This is a genomic window from Corynebacterium sp. KPL3927, assembly GCF_040225835.1.
In the GTDB taxonomy this organism is placed as follows: Bacteria; Actinomycetota; Actinomycetes; order Mycobacteriales; family Mycobacteriaceae; genus Corynebacterium.
Window position 1 is genome coordinate 51,411 of the sequence record NZ_JBEHGD010000003.1, and the last position, 14,435, is coordinate 65,845.

The 14,435-nt window shown below is 58.7% G+C and carries 11 protein-coding genes and 1 pseudogene; 10 read left to right on the plus strand and 2 right to left on the minus strand.

From position 1 onward, the window contains the following. Positions 1–14 precede the first annotated feature (14 nt). The 4 genes from ABRP86_RS02625 (at position 15) to ABRP86_RS02640 (ending at position 3,710) form a co-directional block, all read left to right on the plus strand. Positions 15–473: a hypothetical protein gene (locus tag ABRP86_RS02625; protein WP_349862326.1), complete on the plus strand. Its 459-nt coding sequence runs from the start codon at positions 15–17 to the stop codon at positions 471–473. Between the two features lie 252 nt (positions 474–725). After that, positions 726–2,138: an ATP-binding cassette domain-containing protein gene (locus ABRP86_RS02630; RefSeq protein ID WP_502880296.1), complete on the plus strand. Its 1,413-nt coding sequence runs from the start codon at positions 726–728 to the stop codon at positions 2,136–2,138. A gap of 82 nt (positions 2,139–2,220) precedes the next feature. Further along, on the plus strand, positions 2,221–2,589 hold the full coding sequence (locus tag ABRP86_RS02635) for a GntR family transcriptional regulator (protein ID WP_349862328.1): 369 nt from the start codon (positions 2,221–2,223) through the stop codon (positions 2,587–2,589). After that, complete coding sequence (locus ABRP86_RS02640; RefSeq protein ID WP_349862330.1) at positions 2,586–3,710, plus strand: DUF1648 domain-containing protein; 1,125 nt, start codon at positions 2,586–2,588, stop codon at positions 3,708–3,710. The genes ABRP86_RS02635 and ABRP86_RS02640 overlap by 4 nt, the downstream gene beginning before the upstream one ends. On the opposite strand, the gene ABRP86_RS02645 is transcribed toward ABRP86_RS02640, so the two are convergent. Next, entirely contained in the window at positions 3,707–4,993 is a 1,287-nt protein-coding gene (locus ABRP86_RS02645; RefSeq protein WP_349862332.1) for a thymidine phosphorylase, read from the minus strand. The two genes, ABRP86_RS02640 and ABRP86_RS02645, sit on opposite strands and share 4 nt — an antisense overlap. A 203-nt stretch (positions 4,994–5,196) precedes the next feature. Here ABRP86_RS02645 and ABRP86_RS02650 point away from each other — a divergent pair, with 203 nt between their 5' ends. The 6 genes and pseudogenes from ABRP86_RS02650 to ABRP86_RS11600 all read left to right on the plus strand — a co-directional run. Continuing rightward, entirely contained in the window at positions 5,197–5,637 is a 441-nt protein-coding gene (locus ABRP86_RS02650; RefSeq protein ID WP_349862334.1) for a cytidine deaminase, read from the plus strand. A gap of 33 nt (positions 5,638–5,670) precedes the next feature. Next, a complete protein-coding gene (locus tag ABRP86_RS02655; protein WP_349862336.1) occupies positions 5,671–6,891 on the plus strand; it encodes a NupC/NupG family nucleoside CNT transporter in 1,221 nt (406 codons plus the stop codon). A 595-nt stretch (positions 6,892–7,486) separates the two neighbouring features. Beyond that, positions 7,487–8,068 carry an ABC transporter ATP-binding protein gene (locus ABRP86_RS02660; protein WP_005281569.1) on the plus strand — a complete coding sequence of 194 codons (582 nt, stop codon included), beginning with the start codon at positions 7,487–7,489 and terminating at the stop codon, positions 8,066–8,068. After that, the gene (locus tag ABRP86_RS02665) at positions 8,065–9,087 is read left to right on the plus strand and encodes a hypothetical protein (protein WP_023028369.1); all 1,023 of its coding nucleotides are present in this window, start codon (positions 8,065–8,067) and stop codon (positions 9,085–9,087) included. Before ABRP86_RS02660 ends, ABRP86_RS02665 begins: the two co-directional genes overlap by 4 nt. A gap of 140 nt (positions 9,088–9,227) precedes the next feature. Beyond that, positions 9,228–9,506, plus strand: a complete 279-nt coding sequence (locus ABRP86_RS02670; RefSeq protein WP_005281564.1) for a GntR family transcriptional regulator — start codon at positions 9,228–9,230, stop codon at positions 9,504–9,506. A gap of 520 nt (positions 9,507–10,026) precedes the next feature. Continuing rightward, positions 10,027–10,647, plus strand: a pseudogene (locus ABRP86_RS11600) (DUF1648 domain-containing protein); the annotation flags it as partial. A gap of 253 nt (positions 10,648–10,900) precedes the next feature. Here the strand turns inward: ABRP86_RS11600 and ABRP86_RS02680 are convergent. Further along, positions 10,901–14,332, minus strand: coding sequence for a pyruvate carboxylase (locus tag ABRP86_RS02680; RefSeq protein ID WP_349862341.1), 3,432 nt, complete (start codon positions 14,330–14,332; stop codon positions 10,901–10,903). Between the last annotated feature and the right edge of the window lie 103 nt (positions 14,333–14,435).

A 14,435-nucleotide genomic window follows, 5' to 3' on the forward strand; every position in this document is an offset into this window, starting at 1 on the left:
GCTAACCTGGAAGAATGACTGATTCTTCTCTTGGTGTTCGCTTGGCCAAGGAAGAGGACCGCGACTACCTTGCGGGCCTCTTCCCCTCCCATATCGCGGACTGGTCCCCCATCGTCGATGGCGGCGTCATCGCCTTGCCCCTTGCCGCCAACGAGGACCCAACCATAGAACCCGTGGGGGCCGCGCTCCTGCGCTACTACCCCGCCGCCACCAAGGGCCCAGCCTTCCTTGGGGACCTGGGCGCTGACCCGCTTGACGATGCCACCTGGCTCACCCCCTTCGATCCCGAGGACATCCCAGAACTCATCGTCGCCACCGACAGCACCGGCGACGAGGCTTCCCGCGCCCACGACCTGCTGGTTGCCAACGCTACAGACCTCGCGGCCGAACAAACCGCCCCCGGCATCGCGTCCGCCACGCCACTACCGGGCTTCGAGGAGCTCACCCAGGGTAAATTCTTCCGTCGCTTCTAATCTGGCACCTATCTCCTGCAGGCGTCCAAAACCTGCAGGAGATAGATTTCGACGAAGGTCTTGTGTTCTGCACCACAGTTGCTACTGTTGAGGGCTATGAAGATTTCCGCCTAGTACGACGTCCCTTGCACACTCATTCTTTAAAGGTGGACTCTTCATGCCGATTTCTTTTCCCAACTCAGCCTGTCGTGGCCAGACGGCACACCCTGCTTTTCTCAACTCTCGGGAACAATCCCTGACTCGATTACTGGGATGATTGGCGATAATGGCTCCGGAAAATCGACCCTTGCTAAGGTCCTTTCCCACCAAATCGCACCGTCCTCGGGCACATTCACGGCGCCAGAGGTCACCTACGTGGACCAAGATCTTGGCTTGCGTGATTCCTTAACCATCGCCGAAGTATTCGGCGCGGCGGAAAAGATTGCCGCGCTCCACGCACTAGGAGCGGGAAACTACTCCGAGGAACTGCTGAAAACTATTGGCAACGACTGGGATATCGAAGACAGGATTCACGCCTGCCTTCATAACGCAGGCGTTGCCTACCCGCTAGATCGCACCATCGGTACGCTGTCTGGGGGGGGCGAAGCGGGCACCATCGCGTTAAACGCCGCCTTTTTTGATCACCCAGACTTTGTCATCCTCGATGAGCCGACCAATAACCTGGACGCGGAAGGACAATCAAAGGTCACCGAGCTTATTTCCAGCTCTTCTACACCGATTCTTGTTATCTCCCATGACCTAGACCTGCTCTCCCATGTCGAGCACATCGCAGAACTCTACGCGAGAAGTTTGCGGTTATTTTCCGGAAATTATCACGCCTACCGGGAGTCCATAGAAACCGAACAGCGCGCTGCCGAAGCAGAAACGCGCGAGGCTAAGGCCGAACACCGCAAGCAAGTGCGCGAGCGCGAGGCGATGCAGATGCGCATATCCAGGGACAATCGCCGCGCCAAATCCTTCTCGCACAACCACCGAAAGCCTGGAATGGCGATGGGAAATGACAAGAACCGCGCCCAAAATACCGCAGCTAAGCGGTCGGCTCAGGCATCGGGTTCGGTGAGGGAAGCATTTGCTGCCTATCAAGCTGCGCAAAACAAGATCCGCCCGGACGAACACGTCCACCTCGACCTTCCAGAAACGCAGCTACCCAATGGCACCCGGGTGCTCACCAGCAGCATCGTGGATATAACCGGCCCTGAGCATGTACGCCTTACAGGACCAAACGGCAGCGGGAAAACCACGTTCCTTAATGAGGTTGCGCGCGGTGATGTTGAGTACAGCGTGGACTGCGGATATCTGCGGCAGAAAATCACCTTGCCGGAAGATCGCACAATCTTAGAGATGGTCACAGAGGCCAACCCCACTGCTCCCCCACAACTCATCCGCGACCAATTGGCGCAGCTGTTATTTCGCGATGACCAGGTGCACCGCCGCACCGGCCAGCTATCCGGCGGCGAACGCTTCCGCGCGGAATTTGCCCGGGTGCTTTTGGCCGAGCCCAGCCCTCAATTCCTCCTACTCGATGAACCCACCAATAATTTGGATATCACCACCATGAAGTGGCTCGTGCAGATCCTCGAGTCCTACGAGGGTGCGTACTTGCTGGTCAGCCACGATGAGGGCTTCTGCGAAGAGCTCAGCCTCACTTCGCAGGTGCATATCTAGGCCCAGCTTCCGCTTTGTATTACTTCAACTAATACAGACTGTGCTACTGTTAGTGGTACAAAAAAGTGGAAGGAGGTAGCTCATGCTCATCACGCTCAACCCTGACGCGGATGCGCCGGTCTTCCAGCAGATTCACGACGAAATCGTGCTGGCCATCGCCCGCAGGCAGCTTTTCGACGGCGACAAGCTCGATCCCGTGCGCCAGGTCGCCGCGGATATTGGCATTAACCCGGCCACCGTAAAACACGCCTATGACCTGCTCGTTGCTGATGGCCTCGTCGAAACCGCGGGTCGCTCCGGATCGATCGTCCGGCCCGGCGCGCACACCGCGGCGCAAGAACAGCAGGTTCGGCAACGCCTGCGCCGCGTGGCAACCCTCGCCCGCGCTCAGGGCTTTTCCACTGAGGAGCTCCACGGCTATCTCGATTCCACACTGAAGGAGCTCGCATGATTCTTACCGTCCTCATGGCCGCGACCACGCTGGTCATAACGTGGATAATGACCACAATCCCGGCGCTTGCGTCGCCAGGCGCCCCGCTCGGCGTTCGCGTTCCCCAAAGCCACCTTTCGGATCCCGTTGTGGTCGGTGCTATTTCTGGATTTAAGACCCGGACGTGGGTTGTGGGCATCGCAGCGACGGTTATCTCACTGTTCTACGTCAACCACTCGTGGGTGGCGGCCCTGTCTTCCCTGCTGGTCATTATCGGCAGTACGTGGGCTTACCTCTCCCAGCGCCGCTATATCATCGCGGCCAAGAAGGACGGCGACTGGTTCGACGGGGTAGAAACCGCGGTCACCGGCCAGGTAGCGGAGCGGGACGCCGACGCCATACAGGATATTGATGTGCCAACGCCGTCTTTTCCCTGGCTGACCATGTTGGGTTCCTTGCTGGTCATCATCGCCGGTGCACTCATCGTCGCCGCCCATTGGTCCGAAATCCCCGATCCCGTGCCAGTGCACTGGGATGGATCTTTGGAGCCGGATAGCTGGAGCGACAAGTCCATCGGCAGCGTCTTTTTCGTCACGTTTATCGCGCTGGGAATGTGGTTGCTTTTCGCCGGCATCTGCTGGCTTATCCAACGCACCGCGGTTCGGCCACGCTCGGAGCGCTCCATCAAGGCGCGATTGCGGAATCAGGCAAACCTTGCGGCCTCCAATGAAGCGATGGGCATCCTGCTTCTTCTCATGTCCCTCGGGCTATCGTTGATACAGGTCACCGGCCCGGTACCGGGCTATCAGGACCTGGCTGGCCTCTCCTTTATCACCATGGTGGTGATGACCGTTAGCGGCACCATAGCCATCGTGGCAATGATACTGCGCGCCCAATCGCAGCTCGAGGATCAGCTGCGCGGGGTGAAACTTCCGGATGGAGACAAAGAATCCCCCAATAATGATGAGCATTATAAGTGGGGGATCCTGTATTACAACCCCGATGACCCAGCGGTCCTGGTGGACAAGCGCCTAGGCGTCGGAGTGTCCTTCAACTACGCCACGTGGCAGGCAAAGGTCTTCCTCGCCGTCATTGCGATCATCGTCATCGGGTCGATTGCGCTTCCGTTAATCCTGATTTAGCTAATGCGGTCCAGGATGATCTGGCGCTCCTTATCCAGCGGGGCGTCCGTAATCTTAAAGCCCTGCTGCAAGGTCTCAAGGGAGCGCTCGAAGCGCTCTGGGGTTTCCGTGTGCAGGGTGAAAAGCTTCTGGCCTTTGGATACCTTCTCACCCTTGATTGTGTGCAATTCGATGCCCGCGGTTGCCTGTACCGGGTCTTCCTTCCGGGCGCGGCCTGCACCTAGGCGCCAGGAGCTCACGCCGACGGACAGGGCATCAAGCTCGGTGAGGTAGCCATCGGATTCAGCGATGACATCGTGGGTATGCGTAGCCACGGGAAGCTTGGCGTCTGGGTCCCCTCCCTGCGCCTTAATCATTTGTTTCCACTTATCCATGGCGCGGCCATCCTTGAGCGCCTTTTCCACGTCGGCATTGTGCACGCCGGCCGCTTCCAGCATCTCGCGCGCAAGGGCTAGGGTCAGCTCGACGACATCGCCTGGCCCACCGCCAGCTAGGACCTCGACGGATTCCTCAACCTCGAGCGCATTGCCCACCTTTCGGCCCAATGGGGTGGACATATCCGTGAGCAGTGCCGTGGTGGCCGTGCCGGCGTCATTGCCCAAATCCACCATGGTCTGCGCCAGGTCGCGAGCCAAGGTCTCGTCCTTCATAAAGGCGCCGGAGCCCACCTTGACGTCGAGGACCAGCGACGAGGTACCTTCCGCGATCTTCTTCGACATGATGGAGGAAGCAATTAGCGGAATGGCCTCAACGGTGGAGGTGATATCGCGCAGGGCATAGATCTTCTTATCCGCGGGCGCCAGTCCAGAGCCTGCCGCGCAGATGATGCAGCCCGGATCCTCCAGGATTTCCATCAATCGCTCATTGGAAATATCCGCCTGCCAGCCTGGGATGGCTTCCAGCTTGTCCAGGGTGCCACCGGTGTGGCCCAAGCCGCGGCCAGAAAGCTGCGGGACCGCCACGCCAAAGGCGGCAACGAGGGGCGCGAGCGGCAGCGTAATCTTATCGCCAACGCCACCGGTAGAGTGCTTGTCTGTGGTCTTCTTAGACAAGGACTCAAAGCTCATCGTCTCACCGGAGGCAATCATCGCCTTGGTCCACTGCGAGATTTCCTCGCGATTCATGCCGTTGAGGAAGATCGCCATGTTGAGTGCGGCCATCTGCTCATCGCCCACGACACCGCGCGTATAGGCATCGATGACCCAGTCGATTTCCTCCGGGCTAAACACCCCCTTATCGCGCTTGGTGCGAATAACATCTACCGCATCGAATTTCTCGGCCATGACGACTCCTCCTGTACTGATTTGGAAACCGAAACATACAAGCACATAATGTGATTTACTGCACTATATATAGCGGTTGTACACTCCACCACGTCCAATTATTATTCCCTATAGAACAGATGTCAATGAGTATTTTTCTTTTTGTTCTAATGGAGAATTAACGCAGTCTCTCTTCACCCCGTAGAAAGAAAGTCCATACCGCAATGAACGCCACCCCGGATTCGCCTCCCACCGATGCCGAATTGCTCAGCCTCGCAGAAGACGCAGCCCACCACGCCTGGGCGCCCTATTCCTCTTTCCCAGTCGGTGCGGCTTTGCTGCTTGCCGATGGCCGCATTGTCACCGGCTCCAACGTCGAAAACGCCTCCAGTCCGCTAGGCATTTGCGCCGAACGCAATGCCGCCGCGCACATGGTCACCACCGCAGACGTAACGGCCACCGATGGCCACTTGCCCAGCATCCCGCAGATTAAAGCGGTTGCTATCGTCGGTTTGAAGTCCGCACCTTGCTACCCTTGCGGTGCCTGCCGCCAGGTCCTGCGGGAGTTTAATTGCGAGCGCGTCATCGTCTCCGTCGATGGAAAGCCCCGGAGCCACGACTTTGCCGAGATCCTCCCCCTCTCCTTTGGCCCAGAGTCACTCTAATTAAAAAGTCCCTTCAAAGAACGGTCAGAAAATATGGAACGCTTCCAAGGATTGCTCGGCATCATCGCCATTCTTGCAGTAATTTACGTCCTGTCGAGCTCGCGTAAAAATATCAAGTGGCGCACCATTGGCGTGGGCCTTGTCCTGCAGGTGGTCTTCTGTTTCTTGGTCCTCGCGTGGGAACCTGGATTCAAAGCCCTCAAGGGCATCGCCAATGGGCTAACTAAGCTCACGGAATTTACCAACGAGGGCACCCAATTCGTCTTCGGCGGCCTCTTCGGTGATGACTTCGTTTTCGCCCTCAATGTGCTGCCCGTGATCATTTTCTTGGGCGCCATCATCGCCGCCCTGTACTACCTCCGGGTTATCCAGTACTTCGTGGAATACGTCGGATCCGCCATCAAGTGGCTCATGGGCACCTCCAAGGTGGAATCCGTCTGGGCCACCACCGTGATCTTCCTCGGGCAATCCGAGGCCCCACTGGTGATTAAACCCTACCTTCCCAAGCTCACCCGATCCGAGCTTTATACCTGTATGGTCGGCGGCTTTGCCTCCGTGGCCGGATCCACGTTGATCGGCTATTCGCTCTTGGGCGCGCCCCTGGAATACTTGCTCGCCGCATCGCTCATGAATGCGCCGGGCTCCCTGCTCGTCGCCAAGGGCCTTATGCCAGAGACGGAAGAGACGAACCTCGACGCCACCGTTAAAGACGTCCGCGATACCGAATCTAAAAACATCATTGACGCCATCAGTAGCGGTGCCATGGCCGGCGGTAAGATCGCCATCTCGGTTGCCTGCTTGCTCATCGCCTTCATCGCCTCGATCGTGATGCTCTCTGCCATCCTCGGCGGCATTGGTTCCCTCTTCGGCCAGGATAACTGGTCGCTCGAAGGCCTCTTCGGCATCATCTTCGCCCCAGTGGCCTGGCTTATCGGTACGCCTTGGAACGAGGCCCTCGAGGTGGGTAACTTCATCGGCCAAAAGACCATCCTTAACGAGTTCGTTGGCTACACCGCCTTTGGTGAAAGCGTCGATGAGCTCAGCGATAAGGCCATCTTGATCTCCTCCTTCGCCCTCGCTGGCTTCGCCAACCTGTCGTCCATCGGCATCCAGATTGGCTCCATCGGTGGCCTCATCCCTGAGCGCCGCGGTGAAGTAGCAAAACTTGGCCCGCGCGCACTCTTCGGTGGCTTCCTTACCAATATGCTCAATGCCGCCATCGTCGGCGTCATCGTTGCACCAATGGTTCTCTAACCCGCCCGGCCAGATTCGATAACTAATCACGCCAAAATTTCCCAAAAGCAACCGCGTTTCCACAAAAATCAGGGCCGAAAATGGCCAAACGCGGTTGCTTTTAGACGTTTCCGCGAACTAGGTATGCAGCGACACAATTAATTGGTTGCGTCCTCTAGCTTTATACACCTTGAACCGTACGGAGTTTGTGTCAGCTCACGGCGCAGACGAGCATTCTCAGCGCGAAGATCGGGCTAGCTTAGCCCATCGGAGGATCCTCGGCGTTCGCGCTCATTTTGCCCCACCGGCCTAAAAGAACCTCGGCAGTGGGAGTGTCTAATGGTTTGTGTGTGGCAATCTATCCCGAATCAAATACTGGGCTCGACGAGAAAGAGAAACCTGTGATCCGATTCGCCATGAGAGATTACGGCACCCTAAAACCTCTAGACAGGCTCTTGTGACTTACATGCCAGGCACAAGGAGCCAAGCCCATCAATAGAACAGGAACGCACAATCATACCCAAGGTTTTAATCCAAGATTACTTCCTGAAACAATTGAATCGCATCAAAGCTACCGCCCCCTAGGGCCAGCCACCTGTCTGCTAACCTGGCAACGATGTTGACAATAGATGCAGACTACGGACATTCCGCCGCCTTGGGGCACCTCAATCGCAGCTTTAATGCCGGTCGCGTATACGGCCTAAAAGGCCCGAATGGTGCGGGTAAATCTACGCTGCTGCAGACGTTGAGCGGCGAGATTGCCCCACTAAATGGCACCGTTTTCATCGACGGTGCCGCGCCCGGTAGCGCTGCGGCGGCCGGTTCCGTCATCTCCGTCGGGGACCCAGTCTTCCTCCCCGATCTCACCGTGGGTGAGCACTTTAGCTTGCTATCCCGCCGCTCCGGCGTAAACTTTGCCGAGGTCCATGAGCTCTGGGCCATCGACGACGCCATCCGGAACTCCGCTGTCAGCAGCCTTTCTTCTGGCCAGCGCCAGCGGGTCTACCTCGCAGCCCAGCTTTATCAGCCGGCCAAAGCCTTGCTTATCGACGAACCCGAGCGCCACCTCGACCACACCTGGACCGCCTTCTTGGCCGAGGAGCTACGCCACCTGGCAGCCAATGGCCGCTGTGTGGTGCTCGCTTCCCATTCTCCGGCCATCTTCGCTGCCTGCGACGAAGTAGTGAAGATTTCATGAAACTTCTCTCCACAGCTTCCTCAGCCATCTATTACGCCTTCATCGCGGCACTTATCGCGAGCGTCAGCGTCTACGCCTGGCACAATGCTGCAGCGCTTCTGCCCTCGCTAGCACAGCGCACGGCCGCTGCTCTGCCCGCAACCGCGACCATTGGTGCCGGGCTCGGCTCGCTCGCCCTCATCATCCTCCTCGAGGCGCTCTATCCGCTGCGCAGCCTTTCGCTCGGGCGTTGGGTCTATGCGGATAGGCCGCGGGGGCGCATGGGAGGCGTCGATAAGCTGTCTATTGCCCAGCTCGCCGGCGTGAGCCTCCTAGGTCTTGCCCTGTGTGCATCGCTGCATCTTCCACTCTATGCGGCGATAACCCTCCCCCTGCTGCGGTTTGCCATCGGCTGGCGATCCTTCGAACTCGCCTCGCTCCTCCGCGCGGGCCGTACCCGTGCCATCGGCTCGTCCTCCTTTGGGCTACTGGATTCTGAGGTTTCTGCCGATGCTATCGCCTCCCAATCCGCTCGCCTGCGCCCGCGCTCACATGCCACGGCTTCGCTCAGTCTCCTCTTTGCTCGGCGCCTGTTTCGCCGGTGGTACATCCCCCTCGGTGCGGTCGCCGTCATGGGACTGACCCTAGCGCTAGCACCTCAGCTCGGCGGCCTTGCTCTTATTGGATTTGCTGCCGCTTGGACCATTGTCGGCGCCGCTACTGGCCGCGCCGCCTCCTTCGGCCGCATCGTCGATGGTGCGTGGCCCGACTGGGGACTGCCACTGGCTGCCACCGCAGGTGCTGCCGTTGTCGGCACCGCCTTCATCGCCACCGTGTGGAAGCTGTCCCTGTTCACGCTCGCAGCATGTTGTTTGGGGCTTAGTTACACCGCTTTTAAGCGCTCCCGTCCCGCACGCGTTACCACCATGAATATCATCGATACCGGCGGCTTCGGCGCCTCCTTCTCTCCCGAGGTCTTCGGTTACTTCATGCGCGGGAGCTACGGTATTGCTGCCATCGCTGGGGCCCTTTTTCTCTAGTCTCCCTGCCCCGCAACCCAGGTACGTCACTGCATTAAGTCGCAGGTACCTGGGATTCTTTTTGCCCTCTTTTCTGTACCACATAAAATAATACAGCTTGTGTTACAGCAAGTAATACAGAAAAAGATTGGAGGTGACAGATGTTCATTACCCTTCACCCCGAATCTGACGTCCCCGTTTTTCAACAGATTCACGATGAAATCGTTTTGGCTATCGCTCGCGGACAGCTTTCCGATGGCGACAAGCTAGATCCCGTCCGCCGCGTTGCCAAGGATATAGGCATTAACCCTGCCACCGTGAAGAAGGCATACGACCTCTTGGTTTCCGAGGACCTTGTAAAACCGCCGGACGCTCCGGCTCCATCGTCAGGCCTGGTGCTCGCACCACCGCGCAAGAAAAACAACTGGAAGAGCAATTAAGCCGCATAGTCGCACTCGCCCGCGCCCAAGGCTTTAGCCCAGATGAGCTCCACGCTCGACTCAGCTCCACCCTTAATGACCTGGAAGTATCACCATGATTTTCACACTCATAATGGCCGCCACCACCCTGGTTATCACCTGGATCATGGCCACAGCCCCCTCCCTGGCCTCACCTGGCACACCGCTCGGAGTGCGCGTGCCCAAGGCTTATCTTTCTGATCCTGCGGTTACCTCCGCCCTCGCCGGATTCAAGATACGCACGTGGAGCTGCGGCATCGTGGCAACGGCCATGTCCCTCTTTGCCTGGAAACTGCCGTTATTAACCGCACTACCTTCCCTCGTGGTGGCGCTCGGTGGCATGTGGGCTTATGCGTCCCAACGCCGCCGTATCATCGCGGCTAAAAAGGCGGGCGGCTGGTTCGACGAGGTTGAAACCAGCATCGCTGCCCGTGTTTCCACCACAGCCATTGATGCGCCCGAATTTCGCGGCATCCCTACCCCGACCTTTCCGTGGGTAACCATGCTCTCTTCCCTGCTGTGCATCGCGGCCGGTGCCATCATCGTCGCTTCCCACTGGTCCGCCATTCCGGACCCCGTTCCCGTGCACTGGAATGAATCCATAGAGGCCGACAATTGGAGCGACAAATCAATTGGGAGCGTATTTTCCTCCTCATTCGTCGCTTTAGCATTGCTGGGCCTATTTGCCATTATCTGCTCTTTTATCGCGCATAGTGAGGTGTCCCCACGCTCTGAGCGCAGCATTAAAGCGCGGCTGCGTAACGAAGCAAACCTCGCCCTGACGAACACCGGCATGGGAGTCCTCACCCTGCTCATCAGCGCCGGGATGGCGCTGATGCAGGTAACCGGCCCTATCCCGCATTATCAACGCTTCAACGGCGCCGCGATCACCACAATGCTGATTCTCACCATTGGTGGCAGCATCGGTCTAGTTGTATTTCTTCTCTACAAGCAATCCCGGTTATCCGAACAATTGCGCGGTATTCACTTCGCTGATGAAGACAAAGAATCACCGGACAATGACCACCTCTATAAATGGGGAGTAATATATTACAACCCGGATGATCCGGCGGTACTGGTAGATAAGCGCTTCGGTACGGGAATGTCATTTAATTATGCCCAGTGGCAGGCCAAAGTCTTTTTCGGCCTCGTGGTACTCATCTTGGTCGGCTCGTTAGCATTGCCCGTCATCCTTGGTTAAGGCGAGCCTCCGCCATCCTCGCGAATCAACGATTTCGTCCATCTAGAGCAAGGATTTCGTCGACGGTTGCGGTCATTTGGATGGACGAAATCGTTGATTTTTAGCACAGCTAGACACCAAAGCGCCCCGCTGCCTCGAGATAAATCGAGGGAAGCGGGGCGCTTGAGTGTGCAGACTAGTTGATTACGGCAATGAGGTCGCCGCCTTCCACCTTGGTGGCCTGGCCAATGGCCACGCGGTCCACCACGCCATCCTTGGTGGCGGAAATGGAGGCTTCCATCTTCATGGCCTCGATGACCGCAACTTGGTCGCCGGCCTTGACCTCGTCGCCTGGCTCTGCCGTGGGGTTGACCACACCGGCGAACGGGGCCGCCACGTGACCGTCGTTGGACGGATCCGCCTTCTCCACCGTGGCCACGGTGGACTCGGCGTTTTCATCGCGCACCTTCATCGGACGGATTTGGCCGTTGACGTTGAGCACGACATTGCGCATGCCCTTCTCATCCGGCTCGCCCACGGCGTCGAGGCGCACCACGATCTGCTTAAGGTTGGAGCGATCGGTGGAATCTTCTGGGAAGAAGTGCACCACCTTCTCTTCACCTTCGGTCAGGCCGTAGAAGAAGGTCGTATCCGTCAGCGCCTCGGTATTGCCATACTTGCGGCGGAACTCGTTGAATTCCTCGAACTGCTTGGGGAAAAGCAGGCGGTTCAGGCTGGCGCGGCGCTCATCCGAGTTATCCGATTCCAGGTGCGGCTGCTCCTCTGCCGGGACATCGTTAATCTGCGCACCGGTTTCGGCGCGACCATCGAGGACCTTATCGCGCAGCTCCGGCCAGCCACCCGGAGGGGTGCCCAGCTGACCGCGCAGGAATTGCTCCACGGAATCCGGGATATCGTACTTCGTCGGGTTGGCCGCGAAGTCTTCCGGAGCAACGCCGGTGCCCACGAGGTGGAGCGCCAAGTCACCCACCACCTTGGAGGACGGGGTGACCTTTGTGGGGCGACCCAGCATCTCGTTGACGGCAGCGTAGTTATCCTCGATGACCTCGAAGCGATCCGCCAAGCCCAATGCGACGGCCTGCGCGCGCAGGTTCGACAGCTGACCACCCGGAATCTCGTGCTTGTACACGCGGCCGGTCGGGCCAGGGATGCCGTTTTCAAACGGAGCGTATAGCTGGCGCACGGCCTCCCAGTACGGCTCCAAGTCCGAGACTGCTTGCAGGTCAATTCCGGTATCGCGCTTGGAGTTGGAGAATGCAGCGATGAGCGCGGAAAGCGAAGGCTGCGACGTGGTGCCGGCCAGCGGCGCCGAGGCGCCATCGACGATATCGGCGCCGGCGCGCGCCGCCGCGAAGTAGGTAGCGATCTGGCCACCGGCGGTATCGTGCGTGTGGACGTGGACCGGCAGGTCGAATTCCTTGCGCAGCGCGGTCACCAGGGTGTGCGCGGCCTCTGGACGCAATAGGCCCGCCATGTCCTTAACGGCCAAGATGTGCGCGCCGGATTCTACGATCTGCTCGGCGAGCTTCAAGTAGTAATCCAAGGTGTAGAGGTCTTCCTTCGGCGAAGAAAGGTCACCGGAATACGCCATGGCCACCTCGGCCACGGTGGTATTCGTCTCGAGCACGGCATCGATGGCCGGGCGCATCTGGGAGACATCGTTAAGCGCATCGAAAATGCGGAAGACATCCACACCGGACTTGGCCGCTTCCTGCACGAAGGCGCGGCAGACCGAATCCGGGTACGGGGTATAACCCACGGTATTGCGCCCGCGCAGGAGCATCTGGATGTTCTGATTCGGCATGGCCTCGCGCAGCAGATCCAGGCGCACCCAAGGATCCTCGTGGAGGAAGCGCATGGCCACGTCATAGGTAGCACCGCCCCACGCCTCCACGGAGAAGAGGTCTGGGGTCAGGCGCGCCACGGCCTCCGCCGCGGACACCAAGGCGGTGCTGCGCACGCGGGTGGCAAGCAGGGACTGGTGGGCATCGCGGAACGTCGTATCCGTGACCATCAAAGGCTCTTGAGCGCGAATCTTTTCCGCGTACTTCTGTGGCCCCAGCTCCAAGAGGTCATCGCGGGAACCGCGCGGGAGCGGTTCTTCCGCATTAAACTTCGGCAGCTTATCAAAGGGGCGCAGCGCGGTCGGCCTATCGCCATTGGGCTTATTCACAGTGACATCCGCGATGTACTCCAAGATACGGCCGGACTCATCTATAGCTGGTGGGGCCTTGAGCAGATCTGGGTGCTCGGTAATGAATCCGGTATCGACGCGGGTATTGACGAAGTCGGACTCATTGAGCAACGCGCGCAGGAAGCCGATATTGGTCGCCACTCCGGACACATGGAACTCATTCAGCGCGCGGCGGGCACGGTGGACGGCCTGCTCGAAAGTGGTGCCGCGGCAGGTCATCTTCACCAACAGGGAGTCGAAGTTGGGCGATACTTCAGCACCCACGGAGGTCGCACCGTCCAGGCGCACACCAGCGCCGCCCGGCGAGCGGTACGCGGTCAACGTACCCGTATCCGGGCGGAAGCCGTTATTTGGGTCTTCGGTAGTAATGCGGCACTGCAGGGCGGAGCCGGTAATGGTGATATTTTCCTGCGACAGGTTGATGTCTTCCAAGGACGCACCTGCGGCGATATTCATCTGCGCCTTGACGATGTCCACACCGGTAACCTCCTCGGTCACGGTGTGCTCCACCTGCACGCGTGGGTTCATCTCAATAAAGACGTGGTTGCCGCGCTCGTCCACGAGGAATTCCACCGTGCCGGCGCCCTCATAGTTAATGTGCTCGCAGAAGTTCACGGCATCCTGGCAGATGCGATCGCGCAGCTCCGGATCCAGCGACGGCGCGGGAGCGATCTCTACGACCTTCTGGTGGCGGCGCTGCACGGAGCAATCGCGTTCAAAGAGGTGAATGACATTGCCCTGGGCATCCGCGAGCACCTGCACCTCAATGTGTTGCGGATTAATCACCGCGGTCTCGAGGTACACGCTGCCATCACCAAAGGCCGCCTCGGCCTCGCGCGAGGCTTCTGCCGCCCGTTCGCGCAGCTCAGATTCTGATTCCACGTAGCGCATACCGCGCCCGCCACCACCGGAAACGGCCTTGACAAAGACCGGGAAGCTGAAGTCACCGGCGTCTGCTACCAGCTTATCGATGTCCGTAGTCGGCTTCGAGTCCTGCAGCGTCGGCAACCCCGCTTCCTTCGCGGCATTGACGGCTGCGGATTTATCACCGGTGAGATCTAGCGTGCTCGGGGTGGGGCCAATGAACTTAATGCCATTGTCCTCGCAAGCACGGGCCAAATCGGCGCGCTCGGACAAGAAGCCGTAGCCCGGATAGATCGCATCCGCTTCAGACTTCTTGGCAGCGCGGATGATTTCCTCGATATCGAGGTACGCCTTGACGGGCTGTCCCTCGTCACCAATGCGCACTGCTTCATCCGCAAAGGCGCGGTGGAAAGAGTTGCGATCTTCACGAGGATAGACGGCGACGGTCTTCGCCCCCGTTTCAAAGGCAGCGCGGAAGGCACGCACGGCGATTTCACCGCGGTTGGCTACCAAAATCTTGTCGAACGATGGAAGGGCGGAATTGGCCACTTGGGTGTTCCTTTCAACTTGGAAGACACTGCGTTGCAATGTCCCCACTGGGGTGATCCGTCTCTCAGTTTAGAGATAAAAATAGTTTTTATCATCCCTTTTT

Excerpts from the sequence above, each read along its gene's own strand:
- ABRP86_RS02625 (WP_349862326.1), top strand. The coding sequence starts at position 15 with ATGACTGATTCTTCTCTTGGTGTTCGCTTGGCCAAGGAAGAGGACCGC.
- ABRP86_RS02630 (WP_502880296.1), top strand. The coding sequence starts at position 726 with ATGATTGGCGATAATGGCTCCGGAAAATCGACCCTTGCTAAGGTCCTT.
- ABRP86_RS02635 (WP_349862328.1), top strand. The coding sequence starts at position 2,221 with ATGCTCATCACGCTCAACCCTGACGCGGATGCGCCGGTCTTCCAGCAG.
- ABRP86_RS02640 (WP_349862330.1), top strand. The coding sequence starts at position 2,586 with ATGATTCTTACCGTCCTCATGGCCGCGACCACGCTGGTCATAACGTGG.
- ABRP86_RS02645 (WP_349862332.1), bottom strand. The coding sequence starts at position 4,993 with ATGGCCGAGAAATTCGATGCGGTAGATGTTATTCGCACCAAGCGCGAT.
- ABRP86_RS02650 (WP_349862334.1), top strand. The coding sequence starts at position 5,197 with ATGAACGCCACCCCGGATTCGCCTCCCACCGATGCCGAATTGCTCAGC.
- ABRP86_RS02655 (WP_349862336.1), top strand. The coding sequence starts at position 5,671 with ATGGAACGCTTCCAAGGATTGCTCGGCATCATCGCCATTCTTGCAGTA.
- ABRP86_RS02660 (WP_005281569.1), top strand. The coding sequence starts at position 7,487 with ATGTTGACAATAGATGCAGACTACGGACATTCCGCCGCCTTGGGGCAC.
- ABRP86_RS02665 (WP_023028369.1), top strand. The coding sequence starts at position 8,065 with ATGAAACTTCTCTCCACAGCTTCCTCAGCCATCTATTACGCCTTCATC.
- ABRP86_RS02670 (WP_005281564.1), top strand. The coding sequence starts at position 9,228 with ATGTTCATTACCCTTCACCCCGAATCTGACGTCCCCGTTTTTCAACAG.